General features: G+C 71.4%; 16 protein-coding genes. 14 read left to right on the forward strand and 2 right to left on the reverse strand.

The genetic code is table 11. The annotated features are described in order from the left end of the window. Positions 1-71 precede the first annotated feature (71 nt). Complete coding sequence (locus OG295_RS22845; protein ID WP_371678550.1) at positions 72-698, reverse strand: hypothetical protein; 627 nt, start codon at positions 696-698, stop codon at positions 72-74. A gap of 98 nt (positions 699-796) precedes the next feature. On the opposite strand from OG295_RS22845, the gene OG295_RS22850 reads away from it, so the two are divergent. Both OG295_RS22850 and OG295_RS22855 read left to right on the forward strand, forming a co-directional pair. Continuing rightward, a complete protein-coding gene (locus OG295_RS22850; protein ID WP_371678551.1) occupies positions 797-3,418 on the forward strand; it encodes a valine--tRNA ligase in 2,622 nt (873 codons plus the stop codon). A gap of 216 nt (positions 3,419-3,634) precedes the next feature. Then, a complete protein-coding gene (locus OG295_RS22855) occupies positions 3,635-4,783 on the forward strand; it encodes a sensor histidine kinase (RefSeq protein WP_371678552.1) in 1,149 nt (382 codons plus the stop codon). Positions 4,784-4,849: 66 nt separating this feature from the next. Here OG295_RS22855 and OG295_RS22860 read toward each other — a convergent pair whose 3' ends face one another. Then, on the reverse strand, positions 4,850-5,887 hold the full coding sequence (locus tag OG295_RS22860; protein ID WP_371678553.1) for a rod shape-determining protein: 1,038 nt from the start codon (positions 5,885-5,887) through the stop codon (positions 4,850-4,852). A 117-nt stretch (positions 5,888-6,004) separates the two neighbouring features. Here OG295_RS22860 and OG295_RS22865 point away from each other — a divergent pair, with 117 nt between their 5' ends. From OG295_RS22865 to OG295_RS22920, 12 genes are all read left to right on the forward strand, one after another. Then, a complete protein-coding gene (locus OG295_RS22865) occupies positions 6,005-7,543 on the forward strand; it encodes a folylpolyglutamate synthase/dihydrofolate synthase family protein (RefSeq protein WP_371678554.1) in 1,539 nt (512 codons plus the stop codon). A 7-nt stretch (positions 7,544-7,550) separates the two neighbouring features. After that, positions 7,551-7,907, forward strand: a complete 357-nt coding sequence (locus OG295_RS22870; protein ID WP_266839007.1) for a DUF4233 domain-containing protein — start codon at positions 7,551-7,553, stop codon at positions 7,905-7,907. Positions 7,908-7,971: 64 nt separating this feature from the next. Further along, on the forward strand, positions 7,972-8,382 hold the full coding sequence (gene ndk / locus OG295_RS22875; protein WP_266839005.1) for a nucleoside-diphosphate kinase: 411 nt from the start codon (positions 7,972-7,974) through the stop codon (positions 8,380-8,382). A 319-nt stretch (positions 8,383-8,701) separates the two neighbouring features. After that, positions 8,702-9,721: a rod shape-determining protein gene (locus OG295_RS22880; protein ID WP_008738981.1), complete on the forward strand. Its 1,020-nt coding sequence runs from the start codon at positions 8,702-8,704 to the stop codon at positions 9,719-9,721. A gap of 167 nt (positions 9,722-9,888) precedes the next feature. Beyond that, positions 9,889-10,830: a rod shape-determining protein MreC gene (gene mreC / locus OG295_RS22885; protein WP_371678555.1), complete on the forward strand. Its 942-nt coding sequence runs from the start codon at positions 9,889-9,891 to the stop codon at positions 10,828-10,830. Positions 10,831-10,842: 12 nt separating this feature from the next. Next, on the forward strand, positions 10,843-11,538 hold the full coding sequence (gene mreD / locus OG295_RS22890; RefSeq protein ID WP_030229648.1) for a rod shape-determining protein MreD: 696 nt from the start codon (positions 10,843-10,845) through the stop codon (positions 11,536-11,538). A gap of 13 nt (positions 11,539-11,551) precedes the next feature. Next, the gene (gene mrdA, locus OG295_RS22895; protein ID WP_371678556.1) at positions 11,552-13,729 is read left to right on the forward strand and encodes a penicillin-binding protein 2; all 2,178 of its coding nucleotides are present in this window, start codon (positions 11,552-11,554) and stop codon (positions 13,727-13,729) included. Between the two features lie 6 nt (positions 13,730-13,735). After that, positions 13,736-14,935, forward strand: a complete 1,200-nt coding sequence (rodA, locus tag OG295_RS22900; protein WP_371678557.1) for a rod shape-determining protein RodA — start codon at positions 13,736-13,738, stop codon at positions 14,933-14,935. 79 nt (positions 14,936-15,014) lie between these two features. Next, positions 15,015-16,565, forward strand: a complete 1,551-nt coding sequence (locus OG295_RS22905) for a CHAD domain-containing protein (RefSeq protein ID WP_371678558.1) — start codon at positions 15,015-15,017, stop codon at positions 16,563-16,565. Between the two features lie 73 nt (positions 16,566-16,638). Then, positions 16,639-18,564 (forward strand): TIGR03960 family B12-binding radical SAM protein, encoded by a 1,926-nt coding sequence (locus OG295_RS22910; protein ID WP_371678559.1) that lies wholly within the window; start codon positions 16,639-16,641, stop codon positions 18,562-18,564. A gap of 103 nt (positions 18,565-18,667) precedes the next feature. After that, positions 18,668-19,813: a hypothetical protein gene (locus OG295_RS22915; protein WP_371678560.1), complete on the forward strand. Its 1,146-nt coding sequence runs from the start codon at positions 18,668-18,670 to the stop codon at positions 19,811-19,813. Positions 19,814-19,940: 127 nt separating this feature from the next. Further along, positions 19,941-20,720: a TIGR03936 family radical SAM-associated protein gene (locus OG295_RS22920; RefSeq protein WP_371678561.1), complete on the forward strand. Its 780-nt coding sequence runs from the start codon at positions 19,941-19,943 to the stop codon at positions 20,718-20,720. The last annotated feature ends 11 nt before the right edge of the window (positions 20,721-20,731 follow it).

A 20,731-nucleotide genomic window follows, 5' to 3' on the forward strand; every position in this document is an offset into this window, starting at 1 on the left:
GCTTATCTGTTTCACACATCCTTGCGGAAGGCCCGGCCGGTGGGGGCATCGGGGTCCCGGCCGTTACCGAACTACGACGCCTTCGGGACCTCCATCGCCGCGCGCAGGGCGCGGGTCTGCGCGGCCAGCGCCTCCAGCGTGACCGGCTTGTTCTCGACGGGGACGGTGACCGTCACCAGGGAACTGTGGTCGGCCCACGTGCACAGCGTCAGCGGTCCCGCCCCGGTCGTGAGGGTGCCGCAGCGCATCGCCCCGCCCGCGGGCGTGCCGGAATCCTGGGTGGTCGCCCCGTTGACGCCCATGGAGTGGAGGTTCTTGGTGAGTTCGGCCCCCGGGTCCTCGTCCGTGAAGGCGCCGGACGCGCCGCTGACCACCAGCTGTGCGGCTCCGGTCCGATCGGCGTAGACCACGGCCACCGGGTCGGTGCCCGGCTTGCGGGCCCCCTGCCCCTCCTTGATGGCGTCCACGCGCGGTCCGGAGTCCTGCAGCGTCAGCCCCTGGAAGGAGGCCGGCGGGACCAGCTCGTACCGGCCCGCGTCGTCGGGGCCGCCGAGGACCGCGTTCACGGCCAGCCTGCCGAGGAACACCCCCGCGCCGACGGCCAGCACCGTCACCACCGTCCGCAGGACGAGCCTGCGCTTGCGCGGTGCCTGCGGTACGGGCTGGTAGGGGAGGGGCGGCTGGACGATCTCGTTCATGGGCGCATCAGACGGGCCCGGGGCCACCGAGGTCAACGGGATGGCCCGCTGCGGTATCGATTCGTGACGCGGGCGGCACCCGCCGTATCCTGTGCCCCGTGACCGAGAACACGCAGACACCCAGTGCCCCCAACTCCGAATTGCCGACCCAGTACGCGCCGGCCGAGGTAGAGGGGAAGCTCTACGAGCGCTGGGTGGAGCGTGGCTACTTCACGGCGGATCCCGCGAGCGAGAAGCCCGCGTACACCATCGTCATCCCGCCGCCGAACGTCACTGGCTCCCTGCACCTGGGCCACGCCTTCCAGCACACGCTCATGGACGCCCTGACCCGCCGCAAGCGGATGCAGGGCCACGAGTCGCTGTGGCTGCCCGGCATGGACCACGCCGGCATCGCCACCCAGAACAAGGTCGAGCAGCAGCTCGCCGAGGAGGGCAAGTCCCGCCATGACCTGGGCCGCGAGGAGTTCGTCGAGCGGGTCTGGCAGTGGAAGGAAGAGTACGGCGGCAAGATCCTCGGCCAGATGCGGCGCCTGGGTGACGGCGTCGACTGGTCCCGTGAACGGTTCACCATGGACGAGGGCCTGTCCAAGGCCGTCCAGACGATCTTCAAGAAGCTCTACGACGACGAGCTGATCTACCGCGCCGAGCGCATCATCAACTGGTGCCCCCGCTGCCTGACGGCCATCTCCGACATCGAGGTGGAGTACCAGGAGGACGCGGGCGAGCTCGTCTCCATCACGTACGGGGAGGGCGAGGACACCCTCGTCGTCGCCACCACCCGCGCCGAGACGATGCTCGGTGACACGGCCATCGCCGTCCACCCGGACGACGAGCGCTACAAGCACCTGGTCGGCAGGCTCATCAAGCTGCCCCTCACCGACCGCTCCATCCCGGTCGTCGCGGACACGCACGTGGACCCGGAGTTCGGCACCGGCTGCGTCAAGGTGACGCCGGCCCACGACCCGAACGACTTCGCCATCGGGCAGCGCCACGGCCTGCCGAACATGACGATCATGGACGAGCGCGGCGTCATCACCGTCCACGGCCCCTTCCTCGGCCTGGACCGCTTCGAGGCGCGTTCCGCGGTCGTCGGCGCCCTGCGCGAGCAGGGCCGGATCGTCGCCGAGAAGCGCCCCTACCTGCACTCCGTCGGGCACTGCTCGCGCTGCTCCACCACCGTCGAGCCCCGCCTGTCCCTCCAGTGGTGGGTCAAGGTCGAGACCCTCGCCAAGGCCGCCGGTGACGCGGTCCGCGACGACCGGGTCAAGATCCACCCGAAGGAGATGGAGAAGCGCTACTTCGACTGGGTCGACAACCTCAACGACTGGTGCATCTCGCGCCAGCTGTGGTGGGGTCACCGCATCCCCGTCTGGTACGGCCCGGGCGGCGAGGTCGTCTGCGTCGGACCCGACGACGCGGTCCCGACCGGCGAGGGCTGGACCCAGGACACCGACGTCCTCGACACCTGGTTCTCCTCCGGCCTGTGGCCGTTCTCCACGCTCGGCTGGCCGGAGAAGACCCCGGACCTGGAGAAGTTCTACTCCACCGACGTCCTGGTCACCGGCCACGACATCATCTTCTTCTGGGTCGCCCGGATGATGATGTTCGGCCTCTACGCCATGGACGGCGAGGTCCCCTTCAAGACGATCGCCCTGACCGGCCTCGTCCGCGACGAGCGCGGCAAGAAGATGTCGAAGTCCTTCGGCAACGTCGTCGACCCGCTGGACTGGATGGACAAGTACGGCTCCGACGCCGTCCGCTTCACCCTGGCCAAGGGCGCCAACCCCGGCACCGACGTCCCGATCGGCGAGGACTGGGTCCAGGCCTCCCGCAACTTCGCCAACAAGATCTGGAACGCCACCCGCTTCGCGCTCATGAACGGGGCCACGGTCGAGGGCGACCTGCCCCCGGTCGAGAAGATGTCGGCGACCGACCGCTGGATCCTGTCCCGTCTGAACAAGACGGTCGCGCAGGTCGACGCGTACTACGAGGACTTCCAGTTCTCGAAGCTCAGCGAGGCCCTCTACCACTTCGCGTGGGACGAGGTCTTCGACTGGTACGTCGAGCTGTCGAAGACCACCTTCTTCGCGGGCGGCGAGGGCGCCGAGGTCTCCGGCCGGGTGCTCGGCGAGGTCCTGGACACCACCCTGCGCCTCCTGCACCCGGTGGTCCCGTTCGTCACCGAGACCCTGTGGACCACCCTGACCGGCGGCGAGTCCCTCGTCGTCGCCCGGTGGCCCGAGGACAGCGGCTTCCGTGACGAGGCCGCCGAGACGGAGATCGAGAACCTTCAGGCCGTCGTCACCGAGGTCCGCCGCTTCCGCGCCGACCAGGGCCTGCAGCCGGGCCAGAAGGTCCCGGCCCGCCTGGACCTGGCCGGTACGGCGCTGGCCGCGCACGAGGCCGCGATCCGGCAGCTGCTGCGCCTCCAGCCGGAGGGCGAGGACTTCAACGCCACCGCGACCCTCCCGGTCGCCGGTGCCACCGTCGCGCTGGACCTGTCCGGCACCATCGACGTGGCGGCCGAGCGCAAGCGCCTGAGCAAGGACCTGGGCGCCGCCGAGAAGGAGAAGCAGCAGGCCGGGGCGAAGCTCGGGAACGAGGCCTTCCTGGCCAAGGCCCCGGACAACGTCGTGGACAAGATCAAGGGCCGGCTGGCCAAGGCCGAGGCCGACATCGCCCGGATCCAGGCGCAGCTGGACGCGCTGCCCGCCGCGTAGGCACGGACCACGAAGGCCCCCGCACCATCGGTGCGGGGGCCTTCCCGCGTTTCCGGGGGCCGGGGATGGGGGGCCGGGGAGCGCCGCGATCGGGGCGGAAGGTCATGGGCGGACGGGCCGTCCGACCCTGTCCGAAGGCGCCCGTAGTGCCGTATATCACTTCATATGTCCGTCTCGTGGATCCGATCCGGGACGCGGACCACGGATGATGGGGGCATGCACGTCAAGCCCGCCGCCTCGGCGTTCCACCGGGTCGCGGCCTCCTGCCGCCGGCTCACCGAGGGCTGGGCCGCCTCACCACGGGCGCAGGACGTCCTGACGGCCCTGGGGTGTCTGGCCCTGATGGCGCTGGACCTGCCGGGCCTGGCCTCCGCCGACAACTCCCTCAGCGGGCCGCAGGCGGCCGTCGTGCTCACCGCGGGCTGCGCGACGCTGCTGGTGCGGCGCCGGCTGCCCTGGGCCTCGTACGTCACCGCACTGCTGTTCATCGGCTGGCTGCACGAGCTGACGCTGATCCAGTTCGCGCTGTACTCCGTCGGCCGCTACCGGGGACGGCGGGCCGGGGTGCTGGCCACCCTCGGCTACGTCGCCTTCGCGCTCGGGGTGTTCAGCCTTCCGGGCTGGCCCGAGCCGAGGGCGGAGACCCTCAGCGCCTTCCTCAGCCTGGTGGTGCCGATCGGGGTCCTCGCCTCGGCCGTGGGCATCGCCGCGTACCGGCACGACCTGGTGAACGAGCTCCAGGCCCGCCGGGCGGAGGCGGCGGTGCAGGGCGCCGTCCAGCAGGAGCGCACCTCCGTGGCCCGGGACGTCCACGACTTCGTCGGCCGGGAGCTGACCCTGCTCACGGTGCGCTCCGAGGTGCTGTCGATGCGGGCGCGCGAGACCTCGTACGCGAAGGACTTCGAGGAGCTGGCGGACACGGCGCGGCGGGCCCACCTGGTGCTGAACGAGATCATCGTGCAGCGCGGGGAGCGGGCCGCGACGCCCGGTGTGGACGGGCTGGAGGAGCTGGCGCGGGAGAGCGGCCGGGCCGGTTCACCGGTGCGTCTGGCCATGGACCCGGACGCGCACGCGCTGTCGCCGCTGCGGCAGGCGGCGGTCTACCGGGTGGTGCAGGAGTGCCTGACGAACGCGGCCAAGCACGCGCACGGCGAGACCATCGAGGTGGTGATCCGGGTGGACGGGCCGCAGCTGCGGATCGCGGTCAGCAACGGCCTCCCGGCCCGCACCCCGGGCAGGGCCCCGGTCTCGGCGGGTTCGGGCACGGCGAGCATGTCCGAGCGCGTCCGCAGCCTGGGCGGAACCCTGACGGCGACCCGCGGCGAGGACGCGTACGAGGTCGTGGCGACGCTCCCGCGCGGCTAGGCCGTCTCTCGTCGTCGAAGTGGCGCCCGGCCGCGGGCCGTACCGGCGCCACTTCGACGGCAGGACCTAGGTGAACAGGCTGCCGAGGGTGTCCAGCTCCTCGACGCACTTGCCCGAGCCGAGGGCCACGCAGTCCAGCGGGGCGTCCGCGACGAAGACCGGGATGCCCGTGGCGGAGGCGATGCGCAGGTCGAGGCCGGGCAGGAGGGCGCCGCCGCCGGTGAGGACGATGCCGTGCTGCATCACGTCGCCCGAGAGCTCGGGCGGACACTCCTCCAGGGTGCCGCGGACGGCGGCGATGATCGCCTCGACCGGCTCGTCGAGGGCGGAGCGGACGTCCGCGGCGTCCAGTTCCAGGGTCTTGGGCATGCCGCCGACCTTCTCGCGGCCGCGCACGGTGAAGGTGCGGGTCTCCAGCTCGGGCCGGTCCGGGACGGGCCAGGCCGAGCCGATGCCGATCTTGATGTCCTCGGCGGTGCGCTCGCCGATGAGCAGCGCGTGCTCCTTGCGGACGTAGTCGATGATCGCCGTGTCCAGCCGGTCCCCGCCGACGCGCAGGGACCGGGAGGTGACGATGCCGCCGAGCGAGATGACGGCCACCTCGGAGGTGCCGCCGCCGATGTCCACGACCATGGAGCCGCGCGCCTCGGCGACGGGCAGTCCGGCGCCGATCGCGGCCGCCATCGGTTCCTCGATCAGGTGGACCTTCCTGGCGCCGGCCCGGGTGGAGGCGTGGATGATGGCCCGCCGCTCGACCGGGGTCACCCCGGACGGGACGCAGATGACCATCCGGGTGCGGGGGCGTCGGCCGGGGACGGCCTTGCGGACGAAGTGCCGGATCATCTCCTCGGCGACCTCGTAGTCGCAGATCACCCCGTCCTTGAGGGGGCGGATCGCGGTGATGGAGCCCGGGGTGCGGCCGATGGTCTCCTTGGCCTCGGCGCCGACGGCGAGGGCCGTGGTCGTGCCCGCCTTGACCGCGACCACGGACGGCTCATTGAGGACGATTCCGTGCCCGCGCGCGTACACGAGGGTGTTGGCGGTCCCCAGGTCCATCCCTATGTCGCGGCTGGAAGCTGTCTTGTTGGCGCTGGCCTGCGGCATTTGTTCCCCAATCTCCTGTCCGCAAGGCTTGCATAACGATCCGGTCGCTTTCGTAGCCGAAGGTCCTGAAACGGCCGGGCCGAAAGTCCCGGGGGCCCTCGTCCGTAGACTGGGTGCGTGAGTGAGCAGCAGCCCGAGAGCCACGACCGTGACGGCGTCGACCACCTCGACGACTCCTTCGACGAGTTCGACCAGATAGTGGCGGAAGAGTCCGACCGCGACCCCGACCTGGCGGTGATCGAGGCCGGCAGCCGCACCCTGCGCGCCCAGGCCGGGCCGCCCACGGGTGACCCGGTGCCCTCCCGCCCCGAGGACCCGGAGGTGGCGAAGGCGCTCCTGGAGGTGGAGCAGGAGCTCGCCACGCGCTGGGGCGAGACCAAGCTCGAACCGTCGGTCAGCCGGATCGCCGCGCTGATGGACGTCCTGGGCGAGCCGCAGCGCGCGTACCCGTCGATCCACGTGACCGGCACGAACGGCAAGACCAGCACGGCCCGGATGATCGAGGCCCTGCTGAACGCCTTCGACCTGCGCACCGGCCGCTACACGAGCCCGCACGTGCAGTCGATCACGGAGCGGATCAGCCTGGACGGGGCGCCGATCGACGCCGAGCGCTTCGTCGAGACGTACTACGACATCAAGCCGTACGTGGAGATGGTCGACGCGGCCGAGGAGTACCGGCTGTCCTTCTTCGAGGTGCTCACGGGCATGGCGTACGCGGCCTTCGCGGACGCCCCCGTGGACGTGGCCGTCGTCGAGGTCGGGATGGGCGGCAGCTGGGACGCCACCAACGTGATCGACGGCTCGGTCGCCGTGATCACCCCGATCAGCCTCGACCACACGGACCGGCTCGGCTCCACGCCCGGCGAGATCGCCCAGGAGAAGGGCGGCGTCATCAAGCAGGGCGCCACCGTGATCCTGGCCCAGCAGCCGGTGGACGCCGCGCAGGTGCTGCTGAAGAAGTCCGTCGAGGTCGACGCGACCGTGGCCCGCGAGGGCATGGAGTTCGGTGTCGTCTCCCGCGAGGTGGCGGTCGGCGGCCAGATGCTGACCCTGCGCGGGGTGGGCGGTGAGTACGACGGCATCTTCCTGCCGCTGTACGGCGCCCACATGGCGCACAACGCGGCGGTGGCGCTGGCCGCCGTCGAGGCCTTCTTCGGGGTCGGCGGGGAGCACGCGCGGGAGCTGGACGCCGACACGGTGCGCCGTGCCTTCGCCTCGGTGACCTCGCCGGGTCGCATGGAGGTCGTGCGCCGCAGCCCCACGGTGATCCTGGACGCCGCGCACAACCCGGCGGGCGCGCAGGTGACCGCGGAGGCGGTCACCGAGGCCTTCGGCTTCAGCCGGCTAATCGGCGTGGTGGCGGCGAGCGAGGGCAAGGACGTCAAGGGCGTCTTCGAGGCCTTCGAGCCGATCTTCGCGGAGGTCGTCGTCACCGAGAACACCAGCCACCGGGCGATGGGCGCGGACGAACTGGCGGCCATCGCGGTCGAGGTCTTCGGAGCGGACCGGGTGCAGGTGGAGCCGCGGCTGGACGACGCCCTGGAGGCGGCCGTCACCCTGGCGGAGGAAGAGGCCGAATACGGTGGGGCCGGGGTCCTGGTGACCGGTTCCGTGATCACGGTGGGCGAGGCCCGCCTGCTGTTCAAGAGGGGCTGAGGGATCGATGCGCACGCTCTGCGCGAGCACGCTGATCGGTGAATTCTTCATCGTCGGCTTCGCGGGCCTGGTGGCCATGAAGAACCCGGACCTGACGCAGGCCCAGGTGTGGACGGTCTGCGGCGTGACCATGCTGCTGTCGGTGCTGCTGTGCGGGATGCTGTCGCGTCCCGGTGCCGTCCAGCTGGGCTGGGCGCTGCAGATCGGGCTGATCGCGAGCGGTTTCGTGGTGCCCACCATGTTCTTCCTGGGCGCGGTCTTCGCGGGTCTGTGGTGGTGCTCGGTGCACTACGGCCGGCGGATCGACGCGATCAAGGCGCGCTGGGCCGCGCAGGCCGAGAGCGCTGCTCCTGACGCTGCGTGACGGGTCCCCGTAACGGCCCTGTAGATTCGCCCTACCGCACCCGTATGCCGCAAGGAGTTCTCACATGACCCAGCGCACCCTCGTCCTGCTCAAGCCGGATGCCGTCAGGCGCGGCCTGATCGGCGAGATCATCGGCCGCATCGAGCGGAAGGCCGGCTGGACCATTCCCGCGCTGGAGCTGCGCACGCTGGACGAGGCGACCCTGGAGACCCACTACGGCGAGCACAAGGGCAAGCCGTTCTACGAGCCGCTCATGGGCTTCATGTCCAGCGGTCCGGTCGTCGCCCTGGTCGTCGAAGGGGAACGCGTGATCGAGGGTGTCCGCCAGCTGGCCGGACCCACCGACCCGATCGCCGCGGCGCCCGGTTCCATCCGGGGCGACTTCGGCACCGTCACCCGGGAGAACCTGGTCCACGCCTCGGATTCCGAGGAGTCCGCGGAGCGCGAGCTGAAGCTCTTCTTCCCCTCCCTCTGAGGGGCGCGGGGGTCCTTCCGGGGCACTCTTTCCTGACGAGACATCAGCCAAATAGCGCTCATGACCTGGGGCGACCGAAGTAATTTCGGTCGCCCTTCGGTATTGCGGGTGGCAACCGGGAACGCCTGGACAGGACACGACGTCACCACTAAGGGGGCGGGTATCCGTTCCGGCGGGATTGCCGGAGTCCCGTCGCGCGGACTCCGCGCTTGCGGCACTACGATGGGGCCTCCACCCACACACCCACCTCGCCGACCCTGACAGCAGCCGCTATCAACTGGAAGGCCAGACGCTCCTCATGGGGAACAAGGGGAACAACATGTCGTTCATCGGCCGTGACATGGCGATCGACCTCGGGACCGCCAACACGCTGGTGTACGTGAGGGGCCGGGGAATCGTCCTGAACGAGCCGTCCGTGGTCGCCATCAACACGAACACCGGTGGCATCCTGGCGGTCGGCTCCGAGGCGAAGAAGATGATCGGCCGGACGCCCGGCAACATCGTCGCCGTACGGCCCCTCAAGGACGGCGTGATCGCCGACTTCGAGATCACCGAGCGGATGCTCCGGTACTTCATCCTCAAGATCCACAAGCGCCGGTACCTGGCCCGTCCGCGCGTGGTGGTCTGCGTGCCCTCCGGCATCACCGGAGTGGAACGACGCGCCGTCATCGAGGCGTCCACGCAGGCCGGCGCCCGCCAGGTGCACATCATCGAAGAGCCCATGGCCGCCGCCATCGGCTCGGGCCTGCCCGTCCACGAGGCCACTGGCAACATGGTCGTGGACATCGGCGGCGGCACCACCGAGGTCGCCGTCATCTCCCTCGGCGGAATCGTCACCGCTCAGTCCATCCGGGTGGCCGGCGACGAGCTGGACAACGCGATCATCCAGCACATCAAGAAGGAGTACTCGCTCCTCCTCGGCGAGCGCACCGCCGAGCAGATCAAGATCACCATCGGGTCGGCGTACGACCTCGACAAGGACGAGCACACCGAGATCCGCGGCCGCGACCTCGTCTCCGGCCTGCCGAAGACCGTGGTCATCTCGGCCGCCGAGGTCCGCAAGGCCATCGAGGAGCCCGTCAACGCCATCGTCGACGCCGTCAAGACCACCCTCGACAAGTGTCCGCCGGAGCTCTCCGGCGACATCATGGACCGCGGCATCGTCCTCACCGGCGGAGGCGCCCTGCTGCGCGGGCTCGACGAGCGCCTGCGCCGCGAGACGGGCATGCCGATCCACATCGCCGAGGACCCGCTCGACTCCGTGGCCCTGGGCTCCGGCAAGTGCGTCGAGGAGTTCGAGGCCCTCCAGCAGGTTCTGGACGCCCAGCCCCGGCGGTGATCGAATCCCCGCGAACGGGGCATGCGGAACACAAGGATCCGCCGTACGGGTGCTACCGCGCCGGTGCGGCGGATCGTTGATATACAGGCACAGTCCGGTGCGTGCCCCGGCTCCACCGGAGCGGCTCCGCCGCATGGGTTTCTACGAGGAAGGCACGGCCTCCGCACGTGAGGGACACACGAGAGAGCCGGCTGCTCCTGGTGCTGCTGATCGCCATCGCGTTCGCTTTGATCACGGTGGACATCAGGGCGGGAGAGGAGTCGCCGGTCGACGGGGCCCGGCAGGCCGCCGCAGCGGTCTTCGGACCCGTCGAAAAGGGTATGGCGACCGCGGTGGATCCGGTCGCCAACGCCATAGGGGCCGTACGCGACTCCGGCGAGCGCCACAGCCGCATCGCGACGCTTGAGCGCGAGAACACCGCGCTCAAGGCCAAACTGGGCAGCGACGACCAGACCCGCAGCCGCATCCACGAGCTCGACGAGATGCTCAAGCGGGCCGGCGCCGGACAGTACGGCATCAAGGGCGCCGAAGTCATCGCCATAGGAGCGGCCCAGGGCTTCTCCTGGACCGTCACCATCGACGCGGGCAGCAAGGACGGCATCGAGCGCGACATGACCGTCCTGAACGGGGACGGACTCGTCGGCCGCGTCGCCACCGTCGGCCCCGACACCGCCACCGTGGTGCTCGCCAACGACCCCGACTTCACCGTCGGCACCCGACTGGAGAAGACCGGAGAGCTCGGCTTCGCCACCGGTCAGGGCGACCGCGCCCTCTCCGTCCAGATGCTCAACGGCAAGGCCAAGGTGAACCCGGGCGACCGGCTCGTCACCTTCGGCTCCCGGGGCAACAAGCCCTTCGTACCCGGCGTCCCCATCGGAGAGGTCGTCAAGGCCGACCCCTCCCGCGGGGACCTGACCCGCACCGTGTGGGTGAGGCCGTTCGTCGGCTTCTCCCGCCTGGACATCGTCGGCGTGGTCGTCATGCCCCCGCGCGAGGACCCCCGCGACGCCGTCCTGCCCCCCAAGCCCGAGGCCCCCAAGCCCACCCCGACGGTCACGGTCACGGTCACCCCGTCCGCCGGCGCGTCCGTCAAGCCGGCCGACGAGTAGGAGCCGATCACCATGCGCTTCAACCGGATCCTGCTCTCGGGCACGCTCGTCGCCGTGGCCCTCGTCATCCAGGTCAGCGTTCTCGGGCGGCTCCAGCTGCCCGGGGCCGTCCCCGACCTCGTCCTGCTGACCGTGGTCGCCCTCGCCCTGGTCTACGGGCCCGTCGGCGGAGCCCTCATCGGCTTCGGCGCCGGCCTGCTCGCCGACCTGGCCCCGCCGGCCGACCACGCCGCCGGCCGCTACGCCCTCGTCCTGTGCCTCATCGGCTACCTCGTGGGCCTCGTCCGCCCCGACACCGGGCGGTTCCGCTCCGCCTGGGGCCCGATGCTCACCGTCGTCGCCGCCGCGATGTCCTCCACCCTGCTCTACGCGGGCGTCGGCGCCCTCGTCGGCGACACCGCCGCCCGGCACGTCGGCCTCGTCGGCCTGCTGTTCACCGCCACCCTGTACGACCTGCTGCTCGCGCCCTTCACAGTGCCGTTCCTCATGGCGCTCGCCCGCCGTGCCGAGAACGACCCGATGGCCGTCGAGGCCAACGGCGGCCCGCCGCAGGGCAAGGACGTCGCCTCCGGCTGGCTGGCCGGCGGCACGGGGCTGCGCATCGGCAGTCAGCGCGGCGGCCTGCGGCTGAAGACCGCGCGCGGCCGCGCCAACCGGGCCGGCCGCATAAAGGGTGTCAAGGGCGTGAAGAGCGTCAAGAAGCTGTGACGGGGGAGCAGTCGTGACCAACATTCCGGAGACCGGACGCACCCACCGGGTGCAGATCCGGCTCGTCATCCTGCAGGTGCTCGTCTTCTCCCTGCTGCTCACGCTGGGCGGCCGGCTCTGGTACCTCCAGATCCGCAACGGCCAGGAGTACTCCGACGAGGCCAAGAACAACCACGTCCAGCAGGTGGTCCAGCCGGCCGTCCGCGGCTCCATCCTGGACGCGCGCGGCGTGCCGCTGGCCGACAACGAGACCCGTCTGGTCGTCTCCGCCAGCCGCACCGAGCTGATGAAGATAAAGGACAAGGGCAAGGGCGTCCTGACCCGCCTCGCCGGGGTGCTCGACATGAAGCCGCAGGACGTCATGGACAAGGTCCGCCTCTGCGACTCCAAGACCCCGCAGCCCTGCTGGAACGGTTCCCCCTACCAGCCCATCCCGGTGACCCTGGAGGCCACCACCCAGCAGGCCCTCCAGATCCGCGAACGCCCCGAGGACTTCCCCGGCATCACCGCCGAACCCACCGCCGTACGCCGCTACCCGGCCCCCGGCGGCGCCAACACCGGCCAGGTCCTCGGCTACCTCTCCCCGGTCACCGACGACGAGATCGTCAAGGCGAAGAACACCAACTCGCCGTTCCTGCGCTCGGACCAGGTCGGCCGCTTCGGCCTGGAGCGCACCTACGACAGGGCGCTGCGCGGCAAGTCAGGCGTCACCCGCTACGAGGTGGACAACCTCGGCCGGGTCATCGGCCAGGCCGCCAACGACCCCGCCGTCCCCGGCGCCAACCTGGTCACCAGCATCGACGCCCGCGTCCAGGGGGTCGCCGAGTACGAGCTCAACGCGGCCATGGTCGAGGCGCGCAAGCAGATCGACCGCAACACCGGCGTCCCCTACAAGGCCGACGCCGGCGCCATCGTCGTCCTGGAGTCCAAGACCGGCCGGGTCGTGGCGATGGCCTCCAACCCGACGTACGACCCCAACGTGTGGGTCGGCGGCATCTCCGGCAAGGACTACGCCAAGCTCACCGCCAAGGAGTCCAACGTCCCGCTGATGAACCGGGCGATCCAGGGCCAGGCGGCCCCGGGCTCCATCTTCAAGGTCATCCCGACCGCGGCCGCGGTCAACGCCGGGTACAAGTTCGACGGCGACTACCCCTGCCCCAGCTCGTACTCCATCGGCGGCCAGGTCTTCAAGAACTTCGAGTCCCAGGGCCACGGCAGCATCACCCTCGGGCGGGCGCTGGAGGTCTCCTGCGACACCGTCTTCTACGCCCTCGGCCACCAGCAGTGGCTGAAGGACGGCGGGCTGCACCCGGTGAAGAACCCGGCGCAGATCTTCTACAAGACCGCCCACCAGTTCGGTCTCGGCGCCGAGACCGGCGTGGACCTGCCGGGCGAGGAGAAGGGCCGGGTCCCCGACCGCGAGTGGAAGCAGAAGTTCTGGGAGGCCAACAAGGACCAGTGGTGCAAGACCGGCAAGAAGGGCGGCACCTACGTCGAGCTGCTCTCCTACGAGAACTGCCTCGAAGGCAACCTCATGCGCGCCGGTGACGCCGTCAACTACTCCATCGGGCAGGGCGACACGCTCGTCACGCCGATCCAGATGGCCACCATCTACGCCGCCATCTCCAACGGCGGCACCCTGTGGAACCCGACCATCGGCAAGGCGGTCATCAGCGCCGACGGCAAGAAGGTCGAGGAGATCAAGCCGAAGGCCCACGGCAAGCTGCCCATGACCGAGGAGACCCGGTCGAAGATAGGAGAAGCGCTGGAGGGCGTCGCCACCCGCGGCACCGCCGCCTGGCGCTTCGGCGGCTGGCCGCAGAAGGAGATCCCGATGCACGCCAAGACCGGCACCGCCGAGGTCTACGGCAAGCAGACGACCTCCTGGTTCGCCACGTACACCGAGGACTACACGATCGTGATGACGATCTCCCAGGGCGGCACCGGCTCCGGTGCCTCCGGTCCCGCCGTCCGCAACGTCTACAACGCCCTCTACGGCCTCGACATGGCCGGCAAGCAGGACCCCAAGAAGGCCCTGCTGCTCAAGCCCGAGGCCGAGCTGCCCAAGGTGCAGCCCGACGGATCCATCGACGCCCCCGAGGTGCGGCCGTACGTGCCGCCGTCCCCGGAGGACTCCGCCCCGCCCGCGCTCGCCGGACCGCCGGCCCCGCCCGCCCACCGGCAGGACTGAGGCCCGATGCAGACCGCCAACAAGTTCTCCGTCTCCCGCTACGCACCCCAGCGCGGACGCGTGGCCAGGCTGACCGCGCGGGACTCCGTCCTGCGCCGGCTCGACTGGCCGATCCTGCTGTCCGCGCTCGCGCTGTCCGCCCTCGGCTCCCTGCTGGTGTGGTCCGCGACCCGCAACCGCACCACCCTGAACCAGGGGGACCCGTACTACTTCCTCCTGCGCCACGCCATGAACACCGGCATCGGCCTGGTCCTGATGATCGGCACCATCGCCCTCGGGCACCGCACCCTGCGCGGGGTCGTGCCCCTCCTGTACGGGCTCTCCCTGGTCCTGATCATCGCCGTGCTCACCCCGCTCGGCGCCACCATCAACGGCGCCCACGCGTGGATCGTGATCGGCGGCGGCTTCTCGCTCCAGCCCTCCGAGTTCGTGAAGATCACGATCATCCTCGGCATGGCCATGCTGCTCGCCGCGCGGGTGGACGCGGGAGACCTCGCCCACCCCGACCACCGCACCGTGATGAAGGCGCTGTGCCTGGCCGCCGCCCCCATGGGCATCGTCATGCTGATGCCCGACCTCGGCTCCGTCATGGTCATGGTCGTCATCGTGCTCGGCGTGCTGCTCGCCTCCGGCGCCTCCAACCGCTGGGTGGTCGGCCTGCTCGCCTCCGGCGCCGCCGGGGCCGTCCTGATCTGGCAGCTCGGCGTCCTCGACGAGTACCAGATCAACCGCTTCGCGGCCTTCGCCAACCCCGAGCTCGACCCCGCCGGCGTCGGCTACAACACCAACCAGGCCCGCATCGCGATCGGCTCCGGCGGCCTGACCGGCTCCGGGCTCTTCAAGGGCTCGCAGACCACCGGCCAGTTCGTCCCGGAGCAGCAGACCGACTTCGTCTTCACCGTGGCGGGGGAGGAGCTCGGATTCCTCGGCGCCGGACTGATCCTGGTCCTCCTCGGCGTCGTGCTCTGGCGGGCCTGCGTCATCGCCCGCGAGACCACCGAGCTCTACGGCACCGTCGTGTGCGCCGGGATCATCGCCTGGTTCGCCTTCCAGGCCTTCGAGAACATCGGGATGACCCTCGGCATCATGCCCGTGGCCGGGCTCCCGCTGCCCTTCGTCTCCTACGGAGGATCATCGATGTTCGCCGTCTGGGTGGCGATCGGACTGCTCCAGTCCATCCGGGTCCAACGCCCCATGTCGGCCTGATCACGCCGTGAGGGGGCCGCTTTCCGCCGGAGCGGGCGGCGGCCTCCCACCGCACCCCGTTCCGCATTAGATTCGGTTCATGGCGGAAACCAAGCGCGAGATCGAGCGGAAATTCGAGTTCACGCACGGCGACGGCGCGGAGGGCGGCGAAGCCGGCACCGGACGCCGCGGGCGCCTCCCCGACCTGACCGGCACCGCCGGGATCACCGCGGTCCGCGACGGGGGCACCGTCCGCCTCGACGCCGTCTACTACGACACCGCCGACCGGCGCCTCGCCGCCGCCGGGCTCACCCTGCGGCGCCGCACCGGCGGCCAGGACGCCGGCTGGCACCTGAAACTGCCCGTCGCCCCCGGAGTCCGCGACGAGATCCGCGCCCCCCTCGCCGACACCCCGCCCCGCGCCCTCACCGCCCTCGTCCGCTCCCGCGTCCGCGACTCCGGGCTCGAACCACAGGTCAGGCTGGGCTCCGAACGCGCCGTGAGCCACCTCCTCGACGCCCGGGGCGACTTCCTCGCCGAGCTGAGCACCGACACCGTGCGCGCCGAGCGGGGCACCGCCGTCGCCACCTGGACCGAGGTCGAGGTGGAACTCGCCGACGGCGTGGACCCCGCCCTCCTCGACGCCGTCGAGAAGCGCTTCCGCAAGGCCGGACTCCGGGTCAGCGACGCCCCCTCGAAGCTCGCCCGCGCCCTCGCCGAGACCGGCGCCGCCCCGGCCCCCGCCGCTGCCGCCGATGGACCCCCCGAGGGCACGGCGGGCGCGCACCTGCTGGCGTACCTGCGCGAACAGCGCGATGCCCTGATCGCCCTCGACCCCGCCGTCCGCCTGGACCTGCCCGACTCCGTCCACCAGATGCGCGTCGCCACCCGCCGGCTGCGCAGCGCGCTCGCCACCTACCGCCGGATCGTCGACCGCACCGCCACCGACCCGCTCCGCGAGGAACTGCGCCACCTCGGCGCCGAGCTCGGCGCCGACCGCGACCGCGAGGTCCTGCTGGAACGGCTGCGCACCCGCCTCGGGGAACTCCCGCGCACCCTGGTCCACGGCCCGGTCCGGTCCCGGCTGCGCACCTGGAACGCCGCCCGCCGCTCCGCCACCCGCCGCCGCGCCGTCGCGGCCCTCGACAGCCCGCGCCACCTGGCACTCCTCGACGCCCTCGACGCCCTGCTGGCCGACCCGCCCCTGCGCGCCCGCGCCGGCCGCCCGGCGGCGCGCGTCCTGCCGAAGGCCGTGCTCCGCGACTGGGACCGCCTCGCCCGCCGGGTCGGCGCCGCGCTGGAGCTGGAGCCGGGTGAGGAACGCGACACCGCCCTGCACGAGGCCCGCAAGGCGGCCAAGCGCGCCCGCTACGCGGCCGAGGCCGCCGCCCCCGCCCTCGGCAAACCGGCCCGGCGCCTGGCCAAGGCCGCCAAGAGCGTGCAGACCCTGCTCGGCGAGCACCGCGACGGCGTCGTCGCCCGCGAGGCCCTGCACCGGCTGGCCCTCCAGGCGTCCGGCGCCGGCGAGCCCTCCTTCACCTGGGGCGTCCTGTACGGCCGCGAGGAAGCCGTGACCGCGCGCTGCGAGCGCGAGCTCCCGGCCGTCTGGGCCGAGGCCGCCGACCCCGCGCTGCGGGCCGCCCTCACGTGATCACGTGGGCGGGGGCGGTCCGGCCCTCGGGGTACGCTTGAGAGTCGCCCCCTGCCCGCTTCACGAAAGTCGCGTGATGTCCGAGTCGGTCTTCCCACAGCTCGAAGCTCTGCTCCCGCATGTGCAGAAGCCCATCCAGTACGTCGGTGGTGAGCTCAATTCCACGGTGAAGCCCTGGGAGTCGTGCGACGTCCGCTGGGCGCTCATGTACCCGGACGCGTACGAGGTGGGGCTGCCCAACCAGGGCGTCATGATCCTCTACGAGGTGCTGAACGAACGCGAGGGCGTCCTCGCCGAGCGCACGTACTCGGTCTGGCCCGACCTCGAAGAGCTGATGCGCGAGCACAAGGTGCCGCAGTTCACCGTCGACAGCCACCGCCCGGTCGGCGCCTTCGACGTGTTCGGCCTGTCCTTCTCCACGGAGCTGGGCTACACCAACATGCTCACGGCCCTCGACCTGGCGGGCATCCCGCTGGAGTCGAGGAACCGTACGGTCGACCACCCCATCGTGCTCGCGGGCGGCCACGCGGCCTTCAACCCCGAGCCGATCGCGGAGTTCATCGACTGCGCCGTCATCGGCGACGGCGAGCAGGCCGTCCTCGACATGACCGAGATCATCCGCACCTGGAAGGCCGAAGGCCGTCCGGGCGGACGCGAGGAAGTGCTGCTGCGCCTCGCGAAGACCGGCAACGTCTACGTGCCGGGCTTCTACGACGTGGAGTACCTGGAGGACGGCCGCATCGGCCGTGTCGTGCCGAACCGCTCCGGCGTGCCGTGGCGCGTGTCCAAGCACACCGTCATGGACCTCGACGAGTGGCCCTACCCCAAGCAGCCCCTGGTCCCGCTCGCCGAGACCGTCCACGAGCGCATGTCCGTGGAGATCTTCCGCGGCTGCACCCGCGGCTGCCGTTTCTGCCAGGCCGGCATGATCACGCGCCCCGTGCGGGAGCGAAGCATCACCGGCATCGGCGAAATGGTGGAGAAGGGTCTCAAGGCCACGGGCTTCGAGGAGGTCGGCCTGCTGTCGCTGTCCTCCGCGGACCACACCGAGATCGCCGACATCGCCAAGGGCCTCGCGGACCGCTACACGGACGACAAGGTGGGCCTGTCCCTGCCGTCGACCCGCGTCGACGCCTTCAACGTGGACCTGGCCAACGAGCTGACCCGCAACGGTCGCCGCTCCGGCCTGACCTTCGCCCCCGAGGGCGGCTCCGAGCGCATGCGCAAGGTCATCAACAAGATGGTCTCGGAAGAGGACCTGATCCGTACGGTCTCCACCGCCTACGGCAACGGCTGGCGCCAGGTGAAGCTGTACTTCATGTGCGGCCTGCCCACCGAGACCGACGAGGACGTCCTCCAGATCGGTGACATGGCGGTCAACGTGATCGCCAAGGGCCGCGAGGTCTCCGGCCAGAACGACATCCGCTGCACGGTCTCGATCGGCGGGTTCGTGCCGAAGCCGCACACCCCCTTCCAGTGGGCGCCGCAGCTGTCGGCGGAGGAGACGGACGCCCGTCTCGGCAAGCTCCGCGACAAGATCCGCGGCGACAAGAAGTACGGCCGCTCGATCGGCTTCCGCTACCACGACGGCAAGCCCGGCATCGTCGAGGGCCTCCTCTCGCGCGGCGACCGCCGCGTCGGCGACGTCATCCGCGCCGTGTACGAGTCCGGTGGCCGCTTCGACGGCTGGCGCGAGCACTTCTCGTACGACCGCTGGATGCAGGCCGCCGAGAAGACGCTGCCCTCCTACGGCGTCGACGTCGCCTGGTACACCACCCGTGAGCGCACCTACGAGGAGGTCCTGCCCTGGGACCACCTGGACTCCGGCCTCGACAAGGACTGGCTCTGGGAGGACTGGCAGGACGCACTCGACGAGACCGAGGTCGAGGACTGCCGCTGGACCCCGTGCTTCGACTGCGGCGTCTGCCCGCAGCTCGACACCCACATCCAGATCGGTCCGACGGGGCAGAAGCTGCTGCCGCTGACGGTCGTGAAGTGACCCCGGCCTGAGGCCGCGTCCGTGTGCCCCCGCCGTCAACGGCGGGGGCACACGCATGTGCGCGCGGCGCAACGGGTCCGGCCCGTCTGGTGTCCTTAGCGGCATGGAAATGGAGAAGCCCCGGCCCGCGAACGCCGGCGACGGGTGTCTGGTGGGGGTCCTGCGGGTCCCGGTCAAGATCGTGGCCGTCCTGGTGGTGCTGCCCGTGAGGGTGGTCTGGGACCTGATCGTCGCCGTCGCCCGGCTGTTGAACCGGCACGTCCTCGGCCCGGCCGGACGGGGGCTGCGCCGCTTCCGCGACGCCGTGGTGCGGCCGGTGCTGCGCGGGCTCGGCCGGGTCGCGGCGACCCTGCTGAAGCTGGTCTTCGTCTGGCCGTGGACGGGCCTGTGGCGGTACGCGCTGAGCCCCGTCGGGCGGGGGCTGGCCCGGCTGGGGAGCGCGGTGGCCGCGTACCTGCTCCGGCCGCTGGGCCGGGGCCTCGCCCTCGTCGCGTGGGCGCTGTTCGTGTGGCCCTGGATGACGCTGTGGCGCCACGTGCTGACTCCCGTCGGCGCCGCGCTGCTGACGCACCTGCTGCGGCCGCTCGGGGACGGGCTCGGCCGGGCCCTGCGCACGGTGGGCCGGCGGCTGCTCGCGCCACTGGCCAGGGGGGTCGCCCTGGTCGGATGGGCGCTGGGGATGGCGCTGTTCGTGTGGCCGTGGGCCTGGCTGTGGCGGTACGCGCTCGTGCCCGTCGGGCGGGCGAGCGCATGGCTGGCGCACGCCACCGGGGTCGCGCTGGTGTGGCTGCTCCGGGCGCTGTTCGTGTGGCCGTGGGCCCGGCTGTGGCGGTACGTCGTCGTGCCGGTTGCGGGCGCCGCGTACCGGTACCTCCTGGCACCGCTGGGCCGGGGAGCGTACGCGTACCTGCTCGCCCCCCTCGGCCGGCTGCTCGTCGGCGCGTGGCACCTCGCCGGCCGGACCAGCCGGGCTCTCGGGCGCGGACTGGTGCGGCTGTGGCGCGGATGCGTCGCGCGGCCCTGCGCCTGGGCCTACCGGCAGGTCGCCACCCCCGTCGGGCACGTCGTCCGCGAGATCTGGCGCACCGCCCGCGCCGCCGTGCGCGAAGCCCGTGCCGAGGTGCGGCGCGCGCTGTTCGGGGCCCCGCCCCGGGAACCGGTGAGGTCACGGGCGCGTACTCTGGGTAGTACGACAGCCGTAGGCAGCGCGCCCGCTCCCGAGATCTCCCTGCACGAACGGCAGGGGTGAGCCGGAGGCGGGGCGTGACCGCCCGGCCCCACGGACACTCAGGGCGACGCGCGAGCCGCGACGCCCCGCACAAGGAGAAGAACCACTGGGCAAGCGACAGCCCGAAGGCCCGCCTCCCGCACCGGTGGTGCAGCGCATCCGACTGCGCTACACCAAGCGTGGCCGCCTCCGGTTCACCAGCCACCGAGACTTCCAGCGCGCCTTCGAGCGCGCCCTGCGCCGCGCCGAGGTACCCATGGCGTACTCGGCCGGCTTCACCCCGCACCCCCGGGTCTCGTACGCGAACGCCGCGCCCACCGGCACCGGCAGCGAGGCCGAGTACCTGGAGATCGGGCTCGCCGCGCCCCGCGACCCCGAGAAGCTCCGTGAGCTCCTCGACGAGTCGATGCCGGTCGGGCTCGACATCATCGACGCCGTCGAAGCCCGCACCTCCGGGCTCGCGGACCGGCTGACCGCCTCCGTGTGGGAGCTGCGCCTGGAGGGCGTGGACCCCGCCGACGCCGAGCGGGCGGTGGAGACGTTCCTCACCGCCGAGACCGTGGAGGTGCAGCGCCGCACCAAGAACGGCGTGCGCACCTTCGACACCCGCGGCGCGGTCGTCAGCCTGGAAGCTCTTCCCCTCCAGGCTGATAGGCCGCTGGACAATGCCTGTGCGATACTGCGGCTGGTTGTTCGGCATTTGACACCTGCCGTGCGACCCGACGACGTCCTGTCCGGTCTCCGAGCTGTGGCCGACCTGGCGCCGCCGGTCCCCGCTGCGGTGACCAGGCTGGCGCAGGGGCTCTTCGACGAGGAGTCCGGCACGGTGACCGACCCGCTCGCGCCCGACCGCGAGGCTGTCACGGCCGCCCCACCCACGGCCGCCGTGCCCGCCGACGCGAAGGCGCCGGAAGGTCCCGCCGCGTAGGGATCGTCGTC

The organism is Streptomyces sp. NBC_01276 (assembly GCF_041435355.1).
Lineage (GTDB): Bacteria > Actinomycetota > Actinomycetes > Streptomycetales > Streptomycetaceae > Streptomyces.